The sequence below is a fragment of the Methyloceanibacter sp. genome (genome assembly GCF_050726195.1).
In the GTDB taxonomy this organism is placed as follows: domain Bacteria; phylum Pseudomonadota; class Alphaproteobacteria; order Rhizobiales; family Methyloligellaceae; genus Methyloceanibacter.
In genome coordinates, this window is sequence record NZ_JBOHJC010000010.1 from 25,869 (window position 1) to 48,547 (window position 22,679).

General features: G+C 65.8%; 25 protein-coding genes. 13 read left to right on the forward strand and 12 right to left on the reverse strand.

Annotated elements, in window-relative coordinates; all coding sequences use genetic code 11:
* Window positions 1-6: 6 nt before the first annotated feature.
* The 3 genes from meaB to ACRECX_RS08600 are packed head-to-tail and all read left to right on the forward strand — an operon-like array spanning window position 7 to window position 3,030.
* Window positions 7-1,011 carry a methylmalonyl Co-A mutase-associated GTPase MeaB gene (gene meaB, locus ACRECX_RS08590; RefSeq protein ID WP_431558417.1) on the forward strand — a complete coding sequence of 335 codons (1,005 nt, stop codon included), beginning with the start codon at window positions 7-9 and terminating at the stop codon, window positions 1,009-1,011.
* 55 nt (window positions 1,012-1,066) lie between these two features.
* Window positions 1,067-1,684 carry a peptidase C15 gene (locus ACRECX_RS08595; protein ID WP_431558418.1) on the forward strand — a complete coding sequence of 206 codons (618 nt, stop codon included), beginning with the start codon at window positions 1,067-1,069 and terminating at the stop codon, window positions 1,682-1,684.
* Window positions 1,684-3,030 carry a TIGR03808 family TAT-translocated repetitive protein gene (locus ACRECX_RS08600; protein ID WP_431558419.1) on the forward strand — a complete coding sequence of 449 codons (1,347 nt, stop codon included), beginning with the start codon at window positions 1,684-1,686 and terminating at the stop codon, window positions 3,028-3,030. Before ACRECX_RS08595 ends, ACRECX_RS08600 begins: the two co-directional genes overlap by 1 nt.
* On the opposite strand, the gene ACRECX_RS08605 is transcribed toward ACRECX_RS08600, so the two are convergent.
* On the reverse strand, window positions 3,027-4,076 hold the full coding sequence (locus ACRECX_RS08605) for an asparaginase (protein ID WP_431558420.1): 1,050 nt from the start codon (window positions 4,074-4,076) through the stop codon (window positions 3,027-3,029). The genes ACRECX_RS08600 and ACRECX_RS08605 overlap by 4 nt on opposite strands.
* A gap of 2 nt (window positions 4,077-4,078) precedes the next feature.
* The gene (gene amrS / locus ACRECX_RS08610; RefSeq protein WP_431558421.1) at window positions 4,079-5,161 is read right to left on the reverse strand and encodes an AmmeMemoRadiSam system radical SAM enzyme; all 1,083 of its coding nucleotides are present in this window, start codon (window positions 5,159-5,161) and stop codon (window positions 4,079-4,081) included.
* A gap of 51 nt (window positions 5,162-5,212) precedes the next feature.
* On the opposite strand from amrS, the gene amrB reads away from it, so the two are divergent.
* Window positions 5,213-6,034 (forward strand): AmmeMemoRadiSam system protein B, encoded by an 822-nt coding sequence (gene amrB, locus ACRECX_RS08615; protein ID WP_431558422.1) that lies wholly within the window; start codon window positions 5,213-5,215, stop codon window positions 6,032-6,034.
* A gap of 6 nt (window positions 6,035-6,040) precedes the next feature.
* Here amrB and ACRECX_RS08620 read toward each other — a convergent pair whose 3' ends face one another.
* Complete coding sequence (locus ACRECX_RS08620) at window positions 6,041-6,562, reverse strand: Lrp/AsnC family transcriptional regulator (protein WP_431558423.1); 522 nt, start codon at window positions 6,560-6,562, stop codon at window positions 6,041-6,043.
* A gap of 126 nt (window positions 6,563-6,688) precedes the next feature.
* Between ACRECX_RS08620 and ACRECX_RS08625 the strand changes: the two genes are divergently transcribed.
* The 4 genes from ACRECX_RS08625 to ACRECX_RS08640 all read left to right on the forward strand — a co-directional run bounded on the left by ACRECX_RS08625 (window position 6,689) and on the right by ACRECX_RS08640 (window position 12,435).
* Entirely contained in the window at window positions 6,689-7,756 is a 1,068-nt protein-coding gene (locus ACRECX_RS08625) for a mitochondrial fission ELM1 family protein (RefSeq protein ID WP_431558424.1), read from the forward strand.
* Between the two features lie 84 nt (window positions 7,757-7,840).
* On the forward strand, window positions 7,841-8,803 hold the full coding sequence (trxB, locus tag ACRECX_RS08630) for a thioredoxin-disulfide reductase (RefSeq protein WP_431558425.1): 963 nt from the start codon (window positions 7,841-7,843) through the stop codon (window positions 8,801-8,803).
* Window positions 8,804-8,937: 134 nt separating this feature from the next.
* The gene (locus tag ACRECX_RS08635) at window positions 8,938-11,928 is read left to right on the forward strand and encodes a hypothetical protein (protein ID WP_431558426.1); all 2,991 of its coding nucleotides are present in this window, start codon (window positions 8,938-8,940) and stop codon (window positions 11,926-11,928) included.
* A gap of 105 nt (window positions 11,929-12,033) precedes the next feature.
* Window positions 12,034-12,435 (forward strand): phasin family protein, encoded by a 402-nt coding sequence (locus ACRECX_RS08640; RefSeq protein WP_431558427.1) that lies wholly within the window; start codon window positions 12,034-12,036, stop codon window positions 12,433-12,435.
* Between the two features lie 42 nt (window positions 12,436-12,477).
* Here the strand turns inward: ACRECX_RS08640 and ACRECX_RS08645 are convergent, their stop codons facing one another.
* The 3 genes from ACRECX_RS08645 to ACRECX_RS08655 form a co-directional block, all read right to left on the reverse strand.
* Window positions 12,478-12,972 (reverse strand): phasin family protein, encoded by a 495-nt coding sequence (locus ACRECX_RS08645; protein ID WP_431558428.1) that lies wholly within the window; start codon window positions 12,970-12,972, stop codon window positions 12,478-12,480.
* An 80-nt stretch (window positions 12,973-13,052) separates the two neighbouring features.
* The gene (locus ACRECX_RS08650) at window positions 13,053-13,277 is read right to left on the reverse strand and encodes a hypothetical protein (RefSeq protein ID WP_431558429.1); all 225 of its coding nucleotides are present in this window, start codon (window positions 13,275-13,277) and stop codon (window positions 13,053-13,055) included.
* A 182-nt stretch (window positions 13,278-13,459) separates the two neighbouring features.
* A complete protein-coding gene (locus tag ACRECX_RS08655; protein WP_431558430.1) occupies window positions 13,460-13,660 on the reverse strand; it encodes a hypothetical protein in 201 nt (66 codons plus the stop codon).
* Window positions 13,661-13,908: 248 nt separating this feature from the next.
* Here ACRECX_RS08655 and ACRECX_RS08660 point away from each other — a divergent pair, with 248 nt between their 5' ends.
* Genes ACRECX_RS08660 through ACRECX_RS08670 form a run of 3 tightly spaced genes read left to right on the forward strand, consistent with a single transcriptional unit; the run spans window position 13,909 to window position 15,957 of the window.
* Window positions 13,909-14,718 (forward strand): lytic murein transglycosylase, encoded by an 810-nt coding sequence (locus ACRECX_RS08660; RefSeq protein WP_431558431.1) that lies wholly within the window; start codon window positions 13,909-13,911, stop codon window positions 14,716-14,718.
* Window positions 14,719-14,752: 34 nt separating this feature from the next.
* Window positions 14,753-15,694: an OmpA family protein gene (locus ACRECX_RS08665; RefSeq protein WP_431558432.1), complete on the forward strand. Its 942-nt coding sequence runs from the start codon at window positions 14,753-14,755 to the stop codon at window positions 15,692-15,694.
* 35 nt (window positions 15,695-15,729) lie between these two features.
* The gene (locus tag ACRECX_RS08670; protein ID WP_431558433.1) at window positions 15,730-15,957 is read left to right on the forward strand and encodes a hypothetical protein; all 228 of its coding nucleotides are present in this window, start codon (window positions 15,730-15,732) and stop codon (window positions 15,955-15,957) included.
* On the opposite strand, the gene ACRECX_RS08675 is transcribed toward ACRECX_RS08670, so the two are convergent.
* The gene (locus ACRECX_RS08675) at window positions 15,954-16,130 is read right to left on the reverse strand and encodes a hypothetical protein (RefSeq protein ID WP_431558434.1); all 177 of its coding nucleotides are present in this window, start codon (window positions 16,128-16,130) and stop codon (window positions 15,954-15,956) included. The genes ACRECX_RS08670 and ACRECX_RS08675 overlap by 4 nt on opposite strands.
* A gap of 301 nt (window positions 16,131-16,431) precedes the next feature.
* Between ACRECX_RS08675 and ACRECX_RS08680 the strand changes: the two genes are divergently transcribed.
* Window positions 16,432-16,677: a hypothetical protein gene (locus ACRECX_RS08680; protein ID WP_431558435.1), complete on the forward strand. Its 246-nt coding sequence runs from the start codon at window positions 16,432-16,434 to the stop codon at window positions 16,675-16,677.
* 195 nt (window positions 16,678-16,872) lie between these two features.
* On the opposite strand, the gene ACRECX_RS08685 is transcribed toward ACRECX_RS08680, so the two are convergent.
* Together ACRECX_RS08685 and ACRECX_RS08690 are read right to left on the reverse strand one after the other, a co-directional pair.
* Window positions 16,873-18,102 (reverse strand): aminotransferase, encoded by a 1,230-nt coding sequence (locus tag ACRECX_RS08685; protein ID WP_431558436.1) that lies wholly within the window; start codon window positions 18,100-18,102, stop codon window positions 16,873-16,875.
* Between the two features lie 166 nt (window positions 18,103-18,268).
* On the reverse strand, window positions 18,269-20,317 hold the full coding sequence (locus ACRECX_RS08690) for an elongation factor G (protein WP_431558437.1): 2,049 nt from the start codon (window positions 20,315-20,317) through the stop codon (window positions 18,269-18,271).
* A 292-nt stretch (window positions 20,318-20,609) separates the two neighbouring features.
* On the opposite strand from ACRECX_RS08690, the gene ACRECX_RS08695 reads away from it, so the two are divergent.
* Window positions 20,610-21,047 (forward strand): hypothetical protein, encoded by a 438-nt coding sequence (locus ACRECX_RS08695; RefSeq protein ID WP_431558438.1) that lies wholly within the window; start codon window positions 20,610-20,612, stop codon window positions 21,045-21,047.
* 3 nt (window positions 21,048-21,050) lie between these two features.
* Here ACRECX_RS08695 and ACRECX_RS08700 read toward each other — a convergent pair whose 3' ends face one another.
* Genes ACRECX_RS08700 through ACRECX_RS08710 form a run of 3 tightly spaced genes read right to left on the reverse strand, consistent with a single transcriptional unit; the run spans window position 21,051 to window position 22,638 of the window.
* Complete coding sequence (locus ACRECX_RS08700; protein WP_431558439.1) at window positions 21,051-21,470, reverse strand: VOC family protein; 420 nt, start codon at window positions 21,468-21,470, stop codon at window positions 21,051-21,053.
* Complete coding sequence (locus ACRECX_RS08705) at window positions 21,455-22,372, reverse strand: alpha/beta fold hydrolase (RefSeq protein WP_431558440.1); 918 nt, start codon at window positions 22,370-22,372, stop codon at window positions 21,455-21,457. The genes ACRECX_RS08700 and ACRECX_RS08705 overlap by 16 nt, the downstream gene beginning before the upstream one ends.
* 47 nt (window positions 22,373-22,419) lie before the next feature.
* Window positions 22,420-22,638, reverse strand: a complete 219-nt coding sequence (locus ACRECX_RS08710) for a TOBE domain-containing protein (protein WP_431558441.1) — start codon at window positions 22,636-22,638, stop codon at window positions 22,420-22,422.
* Window positions 22,639-22,679 lie beyond the last annotated feature (41 nt).

Here is a 22,679-nt window from a genome sequence, read left to right on the forward strand (position 1 = left end):
CAATGCATGAGCGGTAGCAAGAGAGCCCACAGTCTCGACGATCTGGCGAAGGCCATCCGCGCCGGCGATCGAGTGGCCTTGGGCCGCGCCATCACTCTCATCGAAAGCGTGAAGCGCGAGGATCAGCTCCGCGCGCAAGACCTGCTCGAAGCGCTCCTTCCCTATACCGGCAAGTCCATCCGCGTCGGCATCAGCGGGCCGCCCGGCGCCGGCAAGTCGACCCTGATCGATCAGCTGGGGCTAAACCTCATCGCCCAGGATCACAAGGTCGCCGTCCTCGCTGTCGATCCCACCTCCTCGCGCACCGGCGGCTCGATCCTCGGCGACAAGACGCGCATGGGGCGCCTTGCCGGCGAGGCAAATGCTTTCATCCGTCCCTCCCCGGCCGGCGCGAGCCTCGGCGGCGTCACCAAGACAACGCGCGAGAGCATTGCCCTTGCCGAGGCGGCAGGCTTCGACGTCGTGCTGGTGGAGACCGTGGGCGTTGGCCAGTCCGAGACCGCCGTCTCCGACATGGTCGACGTGTTCGTGGTGGTGGCAATCCCCGGCGCCGGCGACGAGCTGCAAGGCATCAAGCGCGGCCTGCTCGAGCTTGCCGACATCGTCGCCGTCAACAAAGCGGACAGCGACAATGTCGAGCGCGCCAACCGGGCGGCGATGGAGTACCGCACGGCGCTGCATATTCTCGCTGCCGGTCATCCGAACTGGTCGCCGGTCGTGCTGACCCTCTCGGCGCGCGACAACAAGGGCCTCGACGAGTTGTGGGCGAAGATCACGGAGCGCCATTCGTCCATTGCCCAATCCGGGATCCTCGCCGAGCGCCGGAGCGACCAGGCGGCGGCGTGGATGCGCGAGATCTTCGAGGAGCGCCTGCTCGCCGCCTTCAAGGGCGGCAGGCGCGCCGCACGCCACTACCAGGAACTCGAGGACAAGGTCCGCGCCGGCGAGATGACCCCCGCCGCCGCCGCCGCGGAACTGGGGCGGCTCGTGGGGCTGAACGAGCCCGAGTAACCAAGCGCCAGCGAATTCACTTTTCTCCTGCTTAAGGCGCTTGTAAGCCAATTGCATGGCACGCCCTCGCGTCCTCATCACGGGCTTCGGGCCCTTTCCCGGCACGCCCGAAAATCCTTCAGGCTGGCTCGCCGAGACCTTGGCGCGACAGGTCCCAGACCTCGACTGCGACCTCCACGCAAGGGTGCTGCCCACGGAATGGGAAGTCGTGGCCAGGCTCGCGCCGTCTCTCTACGAGTCGTTGCAACCCCATGTCATGATTCACTTCGGCGTCAGCGCGCGGGCCAAGACCCTGCGCATCGAGCGCTCCGCCCATAACCGCACGTCGCCGCGCGCCGATGCCTGCGGCGCGCTGCCGGGAGCCCGCGCAATTTCGCCAGGCGGCGCCGAACGTCTCCACACCAGGCTGCCGGTGACGGCACTCTCCGCGCATCTCCGGGCGCTCGGCTATCCGGCCGGCGCATCGCATTCCTGCGGGCGTTATCTGTGCAACTTCCTTTACTACCGCTCCCTCGAATGGGCGGAGCCGCGGTCGCGGCATGCTCTGTTCGTCCACGTGCCGCCTCTGGCGTCGCATGGCGCCCCGCTCGCCCCAGAAAGTCTGCTGCAGGCCGCGCAGGACATCGTGCGATTCGTGCTCCACTATGCGGACAAACGCGAGGCGGCGGCTTGATGACCCTCGGTCGTCGCGAGCTGATGCTGGCGGGCCTCGGCGCCGGCCTTGCCGCCGCGGCGGGTCCGCGTACGGCGAATGCACGCGAGGCGGACGCACCGCAAGGGTCGAGCACTTCCGAAATCGTGCCGGCCGGCGGTGCCATCGAGCAGACCGCGACCTTGCAGGCGGCCGCCGACGCCGCGGCGCAATCGGGCAAGCCGCTCTTTCTCCCCGCCGGCACTTACGCGACGGCGCGGCTTGTCCTCAAATCGGGAACCCACATTGCCGGCGTACCCGGACTCACCATCCTCCGCTATGCCGGCGGCGGCGCGATCGTCGGCACCGAAAACTCGGAAAATGTGCGTCTGTCCGGCCTCGTGCTCGATGGCGGCGGCACGCCGCTCGGCGAGAACGGCGCGCTCTTGACAGCGGCCGACGCGACCCATCTCGACGTCTCGGACTGCCGCTTCATGGGCAGTGCCGAGGATGGCATCGTGCTGCGCAAAGCCGCCGGGCGCATCGCCGACTGCGAGATCGCCGACATCGCCAAGGCCGCGCTATTCAGCGAGGACGCGCGCGGGCTCGAGATCGCCCACAACCATGTGCACGATTGCGGCAACAACGGCATCCTCGTCTGGCGGTCGGAGGTCGGCGAGGACGGCACCATGGTCAGCTCGAACCGCATCGAGCGGATCGGCGCCAAGAGCGGCGGCAGCGGCCAGAACGGTAATGGTGTCAATGTCTTCCGCGCCGGTTCGGTGATCGTGAACGGCAACCGCATCACCGACTGCGCCTTCTCGGCGGTCCGCGCCAACTCCGGCTCCAACTGCCAGATGATCGCCAATTCCTGCGCCCGTCTCGGCGAGGTCGCGCTCTACGCCGAATTCTCCTTCGAGGGCGTGGTGATTGCCAACAACATCGTCGACCAGGCTGCGATGGGAGTCTCGGCTACCAACTTCAAGGAAGGTGGCCGGCTCGCCGTGGTGCAAGGCAATCTGATCCGCAATCTGTTCTTCCGCAAGGACGCCGACACCCGCGGGATCGGCATCGCCGTGGAGGCCGACAGCGTGGTCAGCGACAACGTCATCGAGGGCGCGCCCGCTTACGGCATTCTCGTCGGTTGGGGCGATTATCTCCGCGACGTCAGCGTCACCGACAATCTTATCCGCAAATGCCATATCGGCATCGGCGTCTCGGTGAGCCCGTCGGCCGGCACGGCGCTGATCACCGACAATCTGATCACCGATGCCAAGGACGGCGCCATCCGCGCCATGAACGGACCAACGCCGGTCGGCCCCGATCTCGCCAAGCAAAGCGCCGAGGCCTATCGCAACCTCGCCGTCTACGCCAACGTCGCACGCTAGCCGGCGGCGCGACTCCTCGTTTCGGCCAGTCCATCGAGCGCGCCGCGTAGTTCCGCGCTTGCCGCCGTCCGTCCCACGGCAAGTCCCCGCCAGTTATACAGCGCGCCGTCGAGCTGATCGGCGAGCACGTTCCGCGCCTTCGGCAGGAACGCAGCGAGGACCTCGCTCATGACCCGCTCCGTGCCGCGCTTGGCGCCGTCGTCAATCTTGAGCGCGAGCCCGAGACCGAGGTCAGGCAGCGCGGCGCAGTGCACCCCCTCGGCGCCGCCTTTGACGAAGATCAACGGTGCAAGCCCGCGCAGCACGACGGTGTCGAAGCGTCCTTCGCCGGCCACCAGAACCGGTGCGGCGAAGCACGCCTGCTTCAACCGCGCCGCAGCCTGCGCGCGCTCGGGCGCAAATCCCCATCCTGTGCCGAACCTGGCGAAGCCGCGCGCCAGCGCCATGAGCGGCACGGCGTGGGTGGGCAGTGAGCACCCGTCGATCCCCGCGCGATCGGGATCGAGCGCGACTCCGCAAGTCTCTGAAAGGATTCGCGCGATCATGACCTGGAGGGGATGGTCCGGCTTCTCGTAGCCGCGCGGGCTGTATCCCAAATGCACCGCAGCGGCGAGCATGCCGGCATGCTTGCCGGAGCAGTTGTTGTGGATGGCCCCGGGGCGCTTGCCGCCCCGCAGCAGCGCCCGCGTCATCGCCTCGCTCACCGGCCAATGCGCGCCACAAGCGAGATGACTTTCGTCGAGCCCCGCCTTGGCCAGCAGACCCGCTACCGCGTCGAGGTGAACCTGATCGCCGCTATGAGACGCACACGCCACGGCGAGCTCCGCGTCGCTCAGCCCGAACGCGTCGGCAGCGCCGCTTTCCACCAAGGGAATGGCCTGGAGCGCCTTGACGGCAGAGCGCGGATAAATCGGGCGCTCCACGTCGCCGAATGCCAGCACGAGCCGCCCGTCCGCGTCCGCGACGGCGATGGCGCCGCGATGTTGACTCTCGATGAGCGATCCCCGGTGGACATCGACGAGAACCGGATTGTCGGAGGCCGTCATACTCACGCCGCAGCGATAAACAGAGGGGCTCGGCGCGCGCCCCACTGTCCCGGCACCGGCTCGAAGGTCCCGGCGCATGGCTCATCGCAGGCGGCGCAGCGCCCCTGCGCATCGAGCCCCCATGACGTGATGGTGTAACCGTCGCGTCCGATCGTGCACGCGCCGCAGGCGTGGCAGTAGGTGCTCTGCCCCGCCTCATCGTGGATGTTGCCGGTATAGACGTAGCGTAGCCCCGCAGCCCGCGCGATGTCGCGCGCCCGGGTCAAGGTGGCCGGCGGCGTGCGCGGCGTGTCGCGCATCTTCCAGTCGGGATGAAACGCGGTGAAGTGGAGCGGCGCATCTACGCCCAGTCTCTCCGCCACCCATTCGCTCAGCGCGCCAACTTCTTGAGAGGAATCGTTTTGTCCCGGGATCAGCAGAGTGGTGATCTCGAGCCACGTGCCGGTCTCGTGCCGCACGTAAAGCAACGTGTCGAGCACGGCGTCGAGCGAGCCGGTGCAGAGCTTGTGATAGAAGCCCTCGGTGAAGCCTTTGAGATCGATATTGGCGGCATCCATGGCGGCGAAAAACTCCGGCCGCGCCGCCTCGCCGATATAGCCGGCCGTGACGGCCACCGTCTTCACGCCAACCTCGCGACACGCCGCGGCGACGTCGACCGCATATTCGAGGAAGATCACCGGGTCATTGTAGGTGAAGGCGACGGACCGGGCGCCGCTCTCAAGCGCGGCTTGCGCGATGGCCTCAGGCGAGGCGTGCTGCTGGAGCCGGTCGTCGGCCCGGGCCTTGGAGATATCCCAGTTCTGGCAGAACTTGCAGGTGAGGTTGCAGCCAGCGGTGCCGAAGGACAGCACTGCGGTCCCCGGCAGGAAATGGTTGAGCGGCTTCTTTTCGATCGGGTCGAGGCAGAACCCGGACGACCGCCCGTAGGTGGTCAGGACGATCTGGTCCCCCTCCCGCGCCCGCACGAAACAGAGGCCCCGCTGCCCCTCGTGCAATTTGCACTCACGCGGGCAGAGGTCGCATTGCACGCGGCCGTCATCGAGCCTGTGCCAGTATCGGCCAGGCACGGAACCGCCCAGATCCATGCTCTCCATGCTATGAACATGGGCTGGTTCTGAGCGGAGTCAATGACCTCCATGATCGCGCGAGAACCATCCCTAAGCACAAGGCCCGCTGCCGTCGCAGGCAGCTTCTACCCGCGGGCCAAGGCGGAGCTTGAGGCGGCGGTCGAGACCTTCATGTCTCAGGCTGCGAAGCGCGCCGCAAGCGGCCTTATCGGCCTGATCGCGCCCCATGCCGGCTATGTCTATTCGGGTCCCGTCGCGGCGAGCGCCTTTGCCGCTCTCGACACAGGCGCCACTTTCGAACGGGTCCTTCTGATCGGCCCGCCGCACTACGTGCCTGTGCAGGGTATCGCCGCCCCCTCCTCGCGCATGTTCGCCACCCCTATTGGCGAGATCGAGGTCGACCAGGAGACGATCGCCGCGCTGCTCGACGCCGGGCTCATCACTATCAATGACCGGGCGCACGCGCCGGAACACGCGCTGGAGGTCGAGCTGCCCTTTCTGCAACGCGCCCTCGGCCGCTTCCGGCTGATCCCCCTCCTTGTCGGCGACGCACCCCCTGAAGAGACCGCCGCCGTCATCAATGCCGTCTTGGACGAGCGTACCCTGCTGGTGGTGAGCACCGACCTTTCACACTATCTCGACGATATCTCCGCCAGGGTCCGCGACAACATGACCGCCAAGGCGATCGAACGCTTCGACTTCGATCAGCTCGGGCCCGACGATGCCTGCGGCTTCGCGGCGCTGAACGGCGCGCTTTGCGCCGGGCACCGCAACTCCTGGAGGATCGATCGCCTCGACTTGCGCAACTCGGGCGACACGAGCGGCGATCGGGGTCGCGTCGTCGGCTACGGCGCTTGGGCGTTGTCTAAGCCGGAGGGGGTAGAAGCTTGAAACGATTCACGTCCGCGCACGCTCGGCTGCTCGGCCCGGTCGTCTGTTGTCGGCGGCAAGCTCGGTCGGTACGCCCGCCGCACGCTTGGAGGCGCGGATCACGAGCGAGGTCTTGACGCTCTCCACATTGGGCGCTGCCGTCAGCTCGTGGATGATGAAGTCCTGGAACGCGCTCAAGTCGGGCGCCACACAGCGCAACAGGAAATCGATCTCCCCTGACAGCATGTAGCAATCGCGCACGATGGGCGAGGCGCGCGCCCGCTCCTCGAAGGCGATGAGATCGGCCTCAGCCTGCCGGTGCAGCTTGATCATGGCGAAGGCGGCGACATCGAAGCCAAGCGCCTTGTCGTTGAGGAGCGCGGTGAACCCCTCGATGATCCCCGCTTCCTCCAGCGCCCGCACCCGGCGAAGGCACGGCGGCGCCGAAATGCCGACCTTGCGGGCAAGTTCCACATTCGTGATGCGCCCATTGGCTTGTAACTCGCGCAGGATCAGCCAATCGGTGGCATCGAGGCGGGCGGCGCGCATGGTTAGCTCCCTGGACGATCGCAGGGCCCTCGCGTAGAACGCGACTGTCAGCGCGCTTCCGCGACCTCTGCAAAATGGCGGCTTCCCGCAATTTTAGGTCCTCCCAGCAAAAGAATCGAAAAGAAATTGAGCGTTTTCCGTTGCGGAAATTTCAGCGGCCGTGAGGCCAAGCCCCCCGAGGCCGTGGGAGGCGCCGAAGCCCTCATCGCCGAGAGCCGCAAGGCCCGCGCCGATAAGACCTGGATCATGACCGACGGCTCGGTGGGCATGGAGGCGCAAGGCATCGCCGTCGCGGAAGCGGTCGGCCTGCCCTTCACCCTGAAGCGGGTCCGCCCGAAAGGCGCCATGCGGCTCCTCCCGACGCCGCTTCAGATCCTGGTGCCGCCGAAGGCCCTACTGCGCTCAGTCGCGTCGAACGAAACGCTCGAACCGCCCTGGCCGCGTCTTGTGGTCTCCATCGGCCGCCGCAGCGTGGCGATAGCGCTTGCCGTCAAGCGCCTCTCCGGCGCTTACGCGCTCCACATCCAGAACCCCAAAGTACCGCCTCAATTGTTCGATCTCGTCGCGGCGCCGGTCCACGACAATTTCGCGGGGCCGAACGTCATCACGACCTTCGGCGCCGTGCATGGCGTGACGCCGACGCGGCTCGCCGAGGCCGGCAAGCAGTTCGCGCCGCGCATCGAGCACCTGCCGCATCCGCGCATCGCCGTGCTGCTCGGCGGCGAGAGCCAGGCGTTCAGCTTCCCGCCCGAAGCGGCTGGCGGCTTCGGCGCCAAGCTCGCCATCCTCGCGCGCGAGACCGGCGGCTCGCTCCTCGTCACGCCGTCCCGCCGCACCCGCGCGGATTCGCTTGCCGCGCTTGCGAACGCCATCGCCGGTGTGCCCCACTTCGTGTGGGACGGCAGCGGCGACAACCCCTATTTTGCGTTCCTGTCGCTCGCCGACGCCATCGTCGTCACCGAGGACTCGGTCAACATGGTCACCGAGGCGGCCGGTACCGGCAAACCGGTCTATGTGCAGTCGCTGCCCGGGCGTTCGACGCGGCTTTCCCGCTTCCACGCCCTTATGCGGGAGCGCGGCGCGACGCGGCCCTTCGAGGGCCGGCTTGAGTCGTGGAGCTACGCGCCGATCAACGATACCGAGATGGTTGCCTCGGTCATCCGCCGCGCCCTTGGCCTTGAAACCAAAGCGTAAAAGGCGAACGCCCCGAACCGGGTTGCACGAAAGCGTCCCTATGCTTACCTCTTGCCCTCCGCGTCCAATCCAGAGGCATGTGTCATGGCTTCGCGTCACGCCAGGGTGATCATTATCGGCGCCGGTCCCGCAGGCTACACGGCGGGCATCTATGCGGCGCGCGCCATGCTGAAGCCGCTCATCATCGAAGGCATTCAGCCCGGTGGCCAGATGACCATCACCACCGACGTCGAGAACTACCCGGGCTTTGCCGATGTGATCCAGGGCCCCTGGCTCATGGAGCAGATGCGCCGGCAGGCCGAGCATGTCGGCACCGAGTTGATCGCCGACACGATCATTGCGGTCGACCTCAAACGGCGGCCGTTCTGGCTCAAGGGCGACAGCGGCGTGGATTACACGGCGGACGCGCTCATCATCGCCACCGGCGCCAAAGCACGCTGGCTTGGCCTTCCTTCGGAGCAAAAGTTTCAAGGCTATGGCGTGTCGGCTTGCGCCACCTGCGATGGCTTCTTCTTCCGTGGCAAGAACGTGATCGTGATCGGTGGCGGCAACACCGCGGTCGAGGAGGCGCTCTACCTGTCCAATCTCGCCGCGAAGGTCACGCTCGTTCATCGCCGCGACGCACTGCGTGCCGAGAAGATCCTGCAACAGCGCCTGTTCGACCACCCGAAGATACGGTTGATTTGGGACCACCAGCTCGCCGAGGTGCTCGGCGAGGACGATCCCCTCGGCGTCACCGGCGCCAAGCTCAAACACACCAAGACCGGCGCGATCACCACCCTGCCGATCGACGGCGTGTTCATTGCCATCGGCCACGAGCCACAGACCGAGCTGTTCAAGGGTCAGCTCGACATGAAGCCGTCGGGCTACATCCTGACGAAACCGGGGTCGACGGCGACCAGCGTCGAAGGCGTATTCGCCGCCGGCGACGTGACCGACGACGTCTACCGCCAGGCGGTGACCGCGGCGGGGCTGGGCTGCATGGCTGCTCTCGACGTTGAGAAGTATCTCGCCGGCATCGCCCACGTGGCCGAAGCCGCCGAATAGGCGTTCCCGCTCAACCATCGCCCGCATGTTAAGTTGACCGGCCTTCGCTGTGCCACCTATGCTCCCCCGCGCTTGCGGAGGATTGGGTGCACCGTCTCGTTTCCACGCTGGCCAGGCTCGTAGGGGCGGCATGCTTGGCTCTGTTCTCCTGCGGCGGCGCGCTGGCCGCGCCGGCGTGTCCGGCCGAGCGCGGCGAGCCTCTGGTTCCTGCCGATCGCGCTTTGTGCGCAAGCCTCGAGGAGGCCGTGCGCAAGCCTGGCGCCCTTCCGCAGAACGAATATGAGGACAAGCTCGCCGAATTCTTGCGCAACTTCTGCCACCGCAACGAGGCGGCGGGCTGGAAGAGCGACAAGTACGTGCGTGATACCGGACCGTTCATCGGCACCTTCGATAACGGCAAATGGACCGGCCAGTATCACGGCACCCATGCGCCGTCGGTGATCTGGTACTCACCGGACATGGTCGAGTGGCTGAAACGGAATCGGCCCGAGGATCACGCGGTGTCTGCGTCGCCCGAGCCGGTTCCGGACGGCGCCGTCATGGTCAAGGAGATGTACCCGCCGCCGCGGTCGCATTGCAAAGACGTGGAGGTCGAGCATCTGTTCCCGCTGAACGGCAGCGCGATCATGGTGCGTGCCGGCGAGGTCTCCCAGGACGGCTGGTTTTGGGGGTGGTTCGGCTGGAAAGATGGGGACTGGACGCCGACCTGGCCCGCGTCCTCCGCCAACGCCTACCCGAACATGGGCTTCGGACTTTATTGCACCAATTGCCACAGCTCGGCGAAGGACAATCATACCTTCGCGGCCTTGCGCAACATCAAGGGCGAGCCTGGCGAGCCGCTCGTGTACCTGAACCATGACTTCTACCTGACGGATCAGTTCCAGACCGACGCCTTGGCGGCGTTGCGGCGAAAGGGGTTGCCGCTTCCCCCCGTCGAGCCGTTCCGCACCTTCCATGAGGAGGTCGGTGCCGAAGACGACGCGGCGGAAATTTCCAAGAGCATGCTGCGCGCGCGGCGCAGCCAGCAGCGGCCGTACGACGAGGAGTTCGCCGAGATCTTTCAATTGCTAAGCGGAGCCCCTGCGGCTGGCGCGGTTTCGAGCCTTCCCTCGGAGACCTACGACCATGTCTGGATTCCCGCCGGCAAGCCCTCCGCCAAGTCGCGATTCATGACCTCCGATCAATGCATCGGCTGCCACGACGCCGGCGGCACCGGCCTGCAATTTCACATGACGGAGCCGGGACCCGATCAGAAACTGACCAACATCTCGCCCTACGGTACATGGCGAAGCTCGCCCATGGGCCTGAGCGGCCGCGACCCCGTCTTCTTCGCCCAGCTCGCGAGCGAGATCGAGACATTCCACCCGGAGTCTTCGGCGCTGTTGCAAGATACGTGCTTGAGCTGCCATGCGGTGCAGGGCCACCGTCAGCACGCCATCGACCGTCACGCCGAGACCGGCGAATGCGAGAAGATGGCGCGAGCCGCGCTCGACGCCGTGCCCTACCCGCCGGACGACCCGGCGGCCGACCTCGCCCACTACGCGGCGCTCGGCCGCGACGGCGTCTCCTGCACCACCTGCCACAGCATGGTGCTCGGCAAGCAGGCTTCCGACGAGCTCAAAGACGCGCCGCAAAACGCGTGCGTTGCCGAGCGACAGGCGCGCATCAACCCGGGGCTCACCGGGCTTGCGCAAACCTTCACCGGCAATTTCCTTGTCGCCTCCCCCGGAGAGCTATTCGGCCCCTACGAGGACCCCAAGAAGAAGTCCATGGAGCACGCCACCGGCCTGACCGCGGCGCACAGCGAGCACGTGAAGAGCTCGGAGATCTGCGCAAGCTGCCACACGGTGCACCTGCCCGTGCTCCATCGCGGCAAGATCATCGGCCACACTTACGAGCAGGCGACCTATCCCGAATGGGCGTTCTCGAGCTACCGCACCGGCGAGACGGTGGACGGCGAGTTGCCGCTTGGGCCCGGCGCCAAGGCGCAATCCTGCCAGGGCTGCCACATGCCCACCGCCAACGCGCGCGGAAAGCCTTACCGCACGAAGATCGCCACCATTCAGGAATACTCGGGCTTCCCCCAGGCCGAGCATACTTTGCCGCCGGAGGATATCGACCTCGAGGAGCGCGACGACTTCGCCAAGCACACACTAGTGGGCTTGAACCTGTTCCTCACCAAGATGGCGCAGCAATTCCCCGACGTGCTCGGCATCCGCGACGAAGACCCAATGCTGCCGTCGCGGCGTGGCATCGATCCCCTGGTGACCACCGAGGCCGCCATGCTCGAGCAGGCCGGCCGCACCGCAGAGATCAGCGTCAGCGACGTGACGCGCGACGGTGGCACGCTTGCCGCCAAGGTGACGATTGCCAACAAAGCGGGGCACAAATTCCCCTCCGGCGTCGCCTTCCGCCGCGCCTTTGTCGAATTCACCGTGCGCGACAAGGATGGCTCGGTGCTGTGGGCGTCGGGGCGGACCAACGGCGCCGGCGTGATCGTCGACGAGACGGGTGTGCCGCTTGCCGGCGAGCTGTGGTGGACCCCGGACTGCGGCGCGCGCATCGACCCTCAAGCCCGCGCGCACCAGCCGCACTACCAGATCATCACAAGCCAGGATCAGGCGCAGATCTACCAGGAGCTCGCCGCCGCGCCCGCCGATGTGGAGACGCCTTCGTGCGGCGCCCACGCCAAGCCCGACGGGCCGCTCACCACGAGCTTCCTCTCCATCTGCGCCAAGGTGAAGGACAACCGCCTCCTGCCCAGTGGCTTCCTACCCCTCGAAGGTCGCATGCAGATCGCCGCCGCCTTCGGCGCCAAGGCGGATCTCGCCGAGGACGTGGCGCCGGTCAGCATCGGCGACGACCCCGATTACGCCGGCCTGGGCGCCGACACGATCCTCTATCGCATCCCCCTCGCCGACATCGCCGGCGAGCCCGCCGAGGTTGAGGCCACGCTCTATTACCAGGCGACCCCGCCCTTCTTCCTCCAGGACCGCTTCTGCACAGCGAAGAGCGAGGATACCAGGCGGCTCTACGACCTTGCCGGCAAGCTGGACACGCGCTCCGGCCCCATCGCCGATTGGAAGCTCAAGGTCGGGCAGACCGCCACGGCAAGCGTTCCTTAAGGCCAACAACCGCCGAGTGTGCCCCCGCCCGGAATTGCTGTAATCTAGGGGAGCTACCGAAGCGGGCTCAAGCCCGCGTTGCAAAACCGGGCTTAAGGGGAAGTCATGGCAGACAAACCAATGTTCGAGATACCGGCCGAGATGCGTGACTTCGCCGAGAAGAACGTCGAGCAGGCGCGCGTGGCCTACGGCCAGTTCATGGAGTTCATGAGTCAGGCCATGAACGCCTGGTCGGCTTCGGGCATCCCCGAGGCCGACAACTTCAAGGCGCTCCAGGACCGTGCCATCGCCTTTGCCAAGGAGAACGCCGAGCGGTCCTTCGCGCTCGCCAGCGAAATCGCCAAGGCCAAAGACATGCAGGAGGTCGTCACCCTGCAGAGCCGCTATGTGCAGACCCAGATGCAGACTTTCGGCATCCAAGCGCAGCAGCTCTCCTGGCTCATGGCCGACGCCTTCCGCAACATGCAGGCCGCTACGGCGAGGGCAGCGAAGCCGCCGAAAGTCTGAGACGCTCCGCCTCGCGTTGAAGCGATAGGGAAATGCGCCGGCTTAGCTCGCCTTGCGCAGCTCCTTCATGCCACGCGCCGCTTGCTCTTTGATCGGCTTGGCCGCATCGGCGGTGACCTGGGTCGACAGGTTGCGCACCTCCTCGGCCTGGTCCGCGAGGACGCCGAACTGCCTCTGCCAATAGGCGGCCTGCAATTCGATGGCCTCGGCGAGGGTCTTCGCCCCGGCCAGGCTCTTCGCCAGGTCCAGACCGGAATTGACGTTGCGTTGGGCGATGTCGATGACCTTGTGGTTCAGCGCGATGGCGCCCTGGCCCATGGAGTCGAAAGACCGCTCCACCGTCTCCAGCGCGGTTTCGAGAGCCACTTTGCTGTGCTCATAGAGCTCGCGCGTCTGAGCCACGTTCTTCTCGGCAAGAGTGCGCATCGCCTCCGAGAAGGGATTATCGACGGCCAAATTCTCGAATTGGGCGGCTGTCGTGCGGTATGTGTCGCGCGCGTTCTCGGCGGCCTTTTGGGGATTGAAGGACTCGTTCATGTTAGGCCTCTTAGGGTTAGATCGCAGGAAGTCCGAAGCCTCGAGGCTAAGGGGTGATGTCGCGGAGAGAGGTCTCGGCGTCAGTTGAGCAGGAGGCCTTCAAGGGCCCACTCTTGAAGCTCATCGGGATCGGTCACCCCATCCGCGGCAAGCGCCATGAGCTTAAGCCTGAGGACCGTCTTGAGTTCCGTATCCCTTTCGAAATCGCGAAAAGGATCGCGAGACTGAATCACCACCCAGCTGGACTCGAAGGCCTCAAGCATCCTCGGATCGTATCGATCAAGTCGGGGGATTTGAGGGCTCATTACTCCCTCCATGCTTTGCAGGCGGGAGTCTTAGGCTCTCAGCCGTCGGTGCCTGTTATTGCTCTTACCGGCGATACAGAACTGTGCGCCTTTTCCCGGCCGATAGCGAGTCAATAGACGCCAAGGCCCGGAATGCGCCATTTGCCGTCGTCCCCTCTCCGCGAGGGAGGGAGAGCGGGACGTCACTCGTCGCAGAGGCAGACGAATTCGAGTCCCTCTTCGGCGCAGAGTGCCTGCGCGTCGTCCGCGCTATCCGCCTCGATCATCACCACCATGGGCCCGTCGAGCGCGACGAACTTGACTCTGGAGCGCTTCGGCGCCCGCGCCACCCGCACGACGCTCACGGTCATGCGTTCGGTCGCGAGCCTGGATCGATCTGCCATGCTCGGAATCATGCCTGATTCGCGAGGATTTGGCTTCCGCTTAACCCCAATTGCCAAGCCCCGGAGCCTCACGGTAGAAATGGAACCCGCGGGGAAACGACACGCGTCCTTGAGGACGGAGCATCCGAGGGACGAAAAGTCTTTTAGGGTTGGTCGCTCGAAACGGGCGGACATCCGAGGCAAGAGACATCTCAAGGATGGCGGTTCGGCGCTTTTTCGCCCGGGCCTCCGAACCACGGAAGGCCCATATGGCGCATGAACGATTGATGGCGCTCGCCGCGGCGGCGCTCCTCCTCACCGCAACCCAAGCCCACGCCGCCCCGTGCGGCAATAGTTCCGCCGGCTTCGACAAGTGGAAGCGCATCTTCGCGCAAGAGGCCCAAGCCAACGGCATCGGCCAGCGCGGCGTCCAGGCGCTGATGGGCACGACCTACTCGGTCGGTACCATCCGCGCCGACCGCGGCCAGAAGAGCTTCAAGCTCGGTCTCGACCAGTTCATGGCGAAGCGCGGCGGCCCGGCCATCGCCGCCAAGGGCAAGCGCATCAAGCAGCAGAATGCCGCCCTCTTCAACGCAATCCAGCAGCGCTACGGCGTACCCGCCGGGCCGCTGATCGCCATCTGGGGTATGGAGACGGGCTTCGGCAGCTTCATGGGCAATCAGAACGTGCTTTCCGCCGTCGCCACCTTGGCCTATGACTGCCGCCGCCCGGAATATTTCACCGGCCATCTCTATGCCGCGCTCCAGCTCGTCGACCGCGGCATTCTGAACCCCGCCCAGCGCGGCGCCATGCATGGCGAGGTGGGCCAGACTCAGTTCCTGCCGAAGTCGATCCTGCTCTATGCGGTCGACGGCGACGGCAACGGCGTGATCGACCTCAACTCCAAGGCCGACGCGCTCGCCTCCACGGCCAACTTCTTGCGCGGCAAGGGTGGCTGGCAGCCTGGCGCGGGCTATCAGCCCGGTCAGCCCAACTTCGCGGCGCTTCAAGAGTGGAACGCGGCGGGGGTCTATCAGCAGGCGATCGCCATTATCGGCCGGCAGATCGACGGCGGGTAGATCTTTCCTGTCGCTTAAATGATGTGAGGCCGTCATGCGGAGAATGAACGTCGCGCTGTTTGCCCTTCTCGTCTTCACCGCTCTGTCTTACGCGCCACACCTTACTCTGGCCGAGACCGGCGATGTCGAAGGCGCCAAGGATTATCCGGGTATCGGCCGCTTCGCCGGCAGCGTCATCAGCGGCTATGAGGTCAAGGACTTCGACGCCACGCGGCTTCAGGCGGCGCCGTTCGCCGACGGCAAGCCAACAGCTGAGATCAAGCCGGAGGGGCGCATCACGCGGATCGCCTACAGGACGGGGCCTGGGCCGTCCATGCTCGAGGTCTCGCGCAATTTCGAAACGCAGCTGGCGAAGGCCGGCTTCGAGACGCTCATCTCCTGCACCACCGACGAATGCGGCGGCATCCCCTTCACCGAAGCGCTCGACGTGCTGCCGATTCCGCTGATGTGGGTCGACGGCTTCAATTATCGCTACTACGCGGGGCGCAAGGCGACCGAGGCCGGCGAGACCTATGCCACGGTGCTAGTTAGCCAGAACAACGACGATATCTATGCCCAGCTCGTCGTCGCCGTGGTCGGCGCCATCGAGAACAAGATGATCGATGCCGCCGCCATGGCCAAGGGCCTCGGCGAGGCGGGGCATATCGCCCTTTACGGCATCTATTTCGACACCGATAAGGCGTTGATCAAGCCTGAGAGCGCCCCAACCCTCGCCGAGATTGCCAAGCTGCTGACCGGCCAGCCCGCGCTCAATGTGTTCATTGTCGGCCACACCGACAATCAGGGCGCCTACGACTACAATATGGAATTGTCGCGGCGCCGCGCCGAAGCTGTCGCCGCCGCCCTCGCCAAGGACTATAAAATCGCGCCGAAACGCATGCGCACGGCGGGCGTCGGCTTTCTCGCTCCGATAGGCTCCAACGCCACGGACGAGGGCCGCGCGCTCAACCGACGCGTCGAGCTGGTGGCGCCGTAGGGCCGCCGGCGCCAGCGGGGCTGAGCGCGATAGCCATGCGAGCCAAGAATCGCCGCAGTACGCCGACGCGGACGGTCTCCGCCCGCACCACGTTCGTCAACGCCCTCGGCAAGATCATCGCGCTCGTGCTCGTGCTCGCCCTCGTGCTGCTGATCGAGCGCTACTGCAGCGTTCAGGTGGAGCCGTTCGGCACCGGCGCCGACATCGTCTCCATCGACGGCGATACCTTGCGCGCCGCCAACGGCGATGAATATCGCCTCTAAAGCTCCTTGCTGTAGTTTTTCGGGTCGAGCAGCTTGCGGTGCAGGTCGCCGTCGACGACGCTGGCGGCGAGCCGGCCGATCTCGCCGACATGCGACCGCAGCATGTCCCATCGCGCCTGTTGCGACAGCCATTGCGGTATGACGACGACCGCGATCAGCACCACCGCCGCCACCAGGCTTGCTAGGCCAAAAGTCGCGGGGCTCAGACGCCGGCCAGACGCTGCGGCGCCACTGGATAAGGGCTCATTCGTCACAACGGTACTCGAGCGGAGGGCATGGAACGATCCAACGCCAGACCTCCGGCCTATCCAACGCTAAACCTCCAGCCTTATCCAATAGTTACGGGCGGCGAAACGGTTCGAAAACTCGGGGATACACCCCACTTCCAGGGTGGAAGTCCGTGTGGTTCAATCGGGGGAGCGTTGGGGAGGCGCAACCCACGCTTGACGAGTACCAGCGTATAGGGGGAGTCCAATGACCAGACTTGCGCTTGCTGTTCTCTTTGCGGGCTTGATGCTCACGACCGCCCACGCCGAGTCGGAAGGGCGCAGAATGATCGTCTTCACGCTCTATGGCGCCACCGGCACGACCGGCAGCACGGCGACCACGACCGTGATCGATTTCACCACCCAGGTCGCCTGCCGCGAGGCGCGGGACGAGCTTCGCCGCAATGCCAGAGCGCCGGGGTTTGGCGTCTTCGCCACCTGCGTCGAGCCGTAGTAGCCAAGGGTACTGCACACTTTCCCCTCCCCCCTTTGTGGGGGAGGGCAGCGGCGAACCTTCGCGAAGCGAAGGATTGGCGCCGCGGGAGGGTGGCAAGTCCCACACCCCCTCCGCGCGCAAATGGCGCGCGTGCTCCCCCACAAGGGGGGAGCGGGGAGCAAGCTGCACTCTTACAGGCGAAACACGAGCGCTTTAAGCCGCCTTGGCGTAGTACGACTTGAGCTGGTTCATCACCTGCTGCTTGTCGAACTGCGCGCCCATGGCGAGCATGGCGTCGGCGAAGCGGCTCGTGATCTCGCCGATCTGCTCCGGGCTGAGCTGGTTGAGAATGCCGATGCGCACCTGCACCGGCTCCGACAGGGTTGGCCAGATGCCGAAGCCTTGCGCCCGGGCGCCTTGCACCAATTCCTTCTCCTTGCCCTTGAGCTTGCCCGGCAGGTTGAGCACGACCAGGCTCGGCATGTTGGAGGTCACCTCGCAGCCCATGGCCTCGACCGCCTGGCGCAGCGCCTTCTCGTGATACTGATAGTCGGTGGCCTTGCGGCGGCGGCCGTAGCCGAGAATGATGCGCAGCGCCTCGTGGAACGCGGCGACCGCATAGCACGAATGGGTCTGGTGATAGCCCGGCGTGTCCACGTCCTTGCCGTCGATGATGCCCCAGTGGCGCGCGTCGAGGATCGGGTGGTGTACATAAGTGCGGCAGCCGCGCTTCCGCACCATCTCAATGGCTTTGTCGGTGAAGCTGACCGGCGCGTAGGTCAGCGGCAGTGACAGCACGCCCTTCTGCGGACACGACGCCCAAGCGACCACGCCCGGATAGTCGTCGATGTTGAAGTCGCAGACGCCCAGTGACGACACCGCGTCGACGATGCCCATGACGCCGTGCTTCACGCAGGCGTCGTTGAAGCCCTTGAGGTCGTTGACCCGGCCCGAGCCCGTCTCCCAATGGGCCATGAACGCCCACATCGGCTTGTGCTTGGCGAGGGCCTTGTCCACTGTCTCGCCTGTCACCGACTGGCCGTGGGGCGTCTCGACGGTGACGACGCTCGCCGGCTTGGGATTGAGGGAGTCGGCGGCGAGCTCGTCCTTCGTCGCCGCCTTCATGCGAATGGTGAGGCTGTCGATGCCGGAGAAGGTGCCGTTGGGGAACACCACCACCTTGTCGCCCGGCAGGATCAGAGAGAGCGCGCAGTCGAGGCCGTCGAAGCCGGTGCCGGCGACGCCGTAGGTATAGACGTTCTTGGTACCCCACAGCTCCCGCAGCATCTGCTTGGCTTCTAGCATGCCGCGCAGCACGTCCTTCTGCATATGGTCGGCAACGCCGGTCTTGGCGAAGCGCTCGAGCACGCGCGGGTCGGTGTTCCCCGGCCCGGGGCCGGCGGCAAGGGTCTCGGGGATGTCAAGCTGCGGGAATACGGTCATGGGAACACCCTCTGTCTACGGTCAATGATCAAGAAATCGGCACACGTCTAGCGGGCTGGGCCGGTTGGGGCAAGACCTGCCCGGTGGACAAAGGCGCGCGAGCGCCATGCCCTCCTCCTGGGACTCAACGGAAATGGCGTTGCCCACCCTACGCTGATCCCGCACCTCATGCCGCCTTGGCGCCGCGATGGGCCAGGACCTGGTCAGCGGCCTTGCCGGTCAGCTCAGCCAGGTGGTCGGGTTTGGCGTGGAACGTGCCCACCCCCGCCGTCGCCGAGCGGAGTTCGACGATCAAGGTCTGGATCTCGGCTTCCGGAATATTTGCCTGCACCACGTCCCAGCCGGGCCAGCCCGGCCGCGCGTCGAAGCCGAGGATTTGCCCACGATGCGAGGACACGATCGAGTTGATCTTGGCTGTTGCCTCCGATGGCACGGCGATCTCCACCGCCATGATCGGTTCGAGCAGGACCGGCTGGCATTGCGGCATGCCTTCGCTCATGGCGATGCGCCCGGCCTGGCGGAACGCCATGTCCGACGAATCCACCGAGTGGTAGGAGCCATCGATTAGACACACGCCCACATCGACCACAGGGAAGCCGAGCGGCCCCGAGTGCAGATAGTCGCGAACCCCGATCTCGACGCTCGGGATGTAGTTCTTGGGCACGACGCCGCCGGTGATCTTGTCGGAGAACTCGAAGCCTTGGCCTCGCGGCAAGGGTCCGATTGTCACCACCACGTCGCCGAACTGGCCGTGGCCTCCGGACTGCTTCTTGTGGCGGCCGCGCACCTCGGCCGACTTGCGGATGGTTTCCTTGTACGGGATTTGGCGCGGCCGGGTGGAGGCGTCGATGCCGTATTTGCGCACGAGCCTCTCGAGCGCCACGCGCAAATGCATCTCCCCCTGCCCCCATAGCACCATCTCACCCATGTCCTGGTTGTGGGTGATGGACAGCGACGGGTCCTCTTCGATGATCTTGGCGAGCGCCGCGGTGAGCTTCACCTCGTCCTTCTTTTCCTTGGCGGCGATGGCAAGACCGAACACCGGCTCGTTGATCGCCGCCCGTTCGAGGTCAAGGCCAGCGCCCTTCTCCGTGGACAAGGTGGCGCCGGTGTTGATGCCGTCGAGGCGGCCGAAGGCCACTGTGTCGGCAGGTTCCGCCGGTCCGCGCTTCACCGGCTCCTGCCCCATCAGGCTGAGCACGCCGGCGATGCGTTCCTCGTCGTCATTGCTATGGATTGTGGCGCCGTCGGCGAACGTGCCGGCGAGCACGCGCGCGAGCGACAGCTTGCCGCCATGCGCGGTATGGAAGGTCTTCAGCACGTAGGCGCACGAGGACGCACCCTCGACGCCGAGACGCTCAGCCGTGGTTTGGACAAAAGGGGCTTCGTGCCTCAACGCCTTGAGCAGCCGCAAAATGCCGTTGCCGTTCTCCGCCGAGCCGAGCAGTACCGGGCAGATTTGCCCTTCGCGCAGCTCCTTGGAGAGGTCGTCGAACACCTTGTCGCGCGGCGGCGGCACGTCCTCCAGCAATTGCTCCATCAGCTCGTCGTCGTAGTCGGCGAGCTTCTCCAGCATGGAGAAGCGGGCCTCCTTCTCGCGCTCGGAGAGCGCCGCCGGGATCTCGATCACCTCGGAGGGCGCGTGCTCGCGATAGACATGCGCGCGTTCGAGCGCGAGGTCGATGAAACCGGTGACGATGTCGTTCTCCCAGATGGGAATCTGGCGCAGCACCAGCGGCTTGGTTGACGCCGGCTGGAGCATCGGCACGATGTCGCGCACCCGCGCTTCCGCCTTATCGATCTTGTTGAGGAACAGGAAATGCGGAATTCCTCGGTCTTCGAGCTGCTTGAGGATGAGCTGGAGCGCCGGCACCTTCTTCTCGTCGGGCTCGCAGACCACCACGGCGGCGTCGCAGGCGGTCAGCGCGTTGGCGGCGTCGGCCTGGAACTCGATGGAGCCCGGGCAATCGAGGAAGGTGAAGCTATCGCCGAGAAAATCGATCGTGGCGACGTTGAGCTCGACGCTCATACCGTGGTGACGGGCCTCCTCCGAGGCATCGCCGACCGTGTTGTGGGCGGCGGTCGTGCCCTGCCTTTTGATGGCGCCGGTCCGCGCCAGGATGGATTCCAGAAGTGTCGTCTTACCGCTGAGATAGGGGCCAACCAGTGCGATGCAGCGGGCGCTGCGGGCTGGTTGGCCCTGCGCTTGGCCCATGCTCTCCTCCCTTACAACACGCCGCAGGAAGGGCCGATTTTCGGCTCTTTTCCCCCTGCGCGAGCCTCGATGAACCTATCGTGTCAAGCCGAAGCCACTCTGGCAAGGGGGCCGATTCAGTTCAGGCGGCGGCGGCGCGGAGCCTCCTCGCGCCTTTGCCCACCCTATGGCCTTCCGTTATGGTGGCCACCCATCACCTCGTGAGATTGCCATGCGTTGCATTTGTGCCTTCTTGGTTGCCGCGCTTTCTTGGGGAGCGGCCTACTTTTTCCCCAGCGAAGCGAACGCCCTAATGCCGCGGTTTGCGCCGCAGATCGAGCGCTCCCTGGCCCGCGAGGTCCTCTTCAAATGCGGCACGGTCGACGGCAGCTTCACCTGCCAGCGCTCATTCGACGGCGGGCAGTCGGGGAAGAACCGCAGGCCGGGTCGGAAGACAACTCCTTCCGAGCCGTCGGATGGCGGCCCCTGGCAAGGCGACGTCCAGCAAGAGGCACTGCCGCCGGTGGGCCCCGGGACCGCAACACAGACTCCCGCTGCCCTGCCCACCTCGTGCCCTGAGAATTCGGAGCTGCTCGGCGGCCATTGCATTCCCTATACGCAGCGCTGTAGCACCGGGATTCCCCCCAATGCCCATCCGCCGCAATGCCAGGGGGCCGCGGAGAAGCAGGTCTGCAACTTTCACGCCGACGGCTCGAAGGACTGCTGCTGCCGCATCTACAGCCAATTCTAGCTGTTACCCCTGGTGCGGGCCGAGCGGCTGGCCGTAGGAGAACTCGACGATGTAGCCGGTCGGGTCCTTGACCCCGCAGAGATAGCCGGTGGGCGGTGCGTAGTCGCGCGGCTCCCAATGCAGGCAGCCGTCCTTCTTCGCCCGCGCGGCGATCCTGTCGATGTCGTCGCGACTGCCCACGCCGAACCCGTAATGGGTCATGTCGTCCGCGTCCTGAGTGCGCTCAGGCCCGCCGCCGAGCAGCACGAGAACGAAGCTCTCCTCCGCGCCGGGGCTTGCGAGCCAAACAACGCGGGCTTTGCCCTCGCCGTGCTCCTTGACGATCTTCATATCGCAGTAGCTCTCGTAGAAGGCGATCGATTCCGCGAGGTCGGCGACGTGCAGCGCGCAATGAGTGAAAACCGGCGTCATGGGTTTGGCCATGTGGCGCGCACCGCATCGAGCACGCGGCCAAAATCGCCGAACACCCAATAGTGGCCGGCGCCCTCCACGACTTCCAGCCGGCAATTGGGCAAGGCACCGGCGAGGTGATAGGCGGCGTCGGCCGGCACGATGGTGTCGTCGCTGCCTTGCCACATGATTGCCGGCACGTCGATCTCGGCGAGCCGCACGTCCCACGGCCCGCAATAGAGCCGCAAGTCCTGGAGCGCGCCCTCTACTGTTGACCGCAAGCCTTCACTGATCGCCGCTTGAAGATTGGCCCTGACCTCAGGCCGGTGCATGATGATGCGGTCGCTCTCCGTCACCCGCTGCATCAAGATGTGATAGGCGACGCCCGGAGCCCAGTCGACCAGGAAGCGCAAGCTGGCGAAGAAGGCGCCCGCCGCATGATGCGACGGCGCCATGCGGGTGAAGATGAGCCGGTGGAGATGCGTCATGCGGATGTGGTCGCCACACTCGGCGAGGGGGCCTACCGGGCCGATCAGCGCGAGCCGAAGGACGCGGGACTTCAGCAACGCCGCCGCGGCGATGGCGTACGGTCCGCCGCCTGACACCCCGATCAACGCGAACCGGTCAAGCCCGAGCGCGTCTGCAATCGCCTCCACGTCGGCCGCGGTCTCGGCCAGCGAATCCATGCGCTGAAATTCGGAAAGCCCGTACCCTGGCCGCTCAGGCGCGATGAGCCGCAAGCCTCGCGCCCGCGCGCCCTCGTCGGTCAGTGCGAACATGTAGCGGGAGCCCGGCGTGCCGTGCAGCGCGATCGCCGGCAAGCCGTGCGGGTCGCCGTATTCGGCGTAGCCGATCCCTCTGCCGTTCGCCAAGCGAAGGACCCGCGCCGCGCGGTCGCCCGAGCCCGGTCTTTCCGCTGTGACGATGGTGTCCATGGGTCGTCGGGGTAGGCCGGGGCCCGCTCCAAGTCAGGGCCGGAGCGCTATTCGCAGCCGATCATGATGTCGACGGGATTGATGATCAGCGCCACCGCCTTGCCCTCGTAGAGCTTGAGCGTCTCCAGCGAAGCGATGGTGACGCTTGCCTCGACCATGGTGTCGCCGGCGATCTGCACATAGACGATGGCGGTCACGGCCCCTTTGCGGATCTCCATGATCTTGCCTTCGATCTGATTGGCCGTGCTGAGCTTTGAGAATTTCATGGCTCGCCCTCTCGCTTGTCCCGCGCGGGAGTATAGACCGG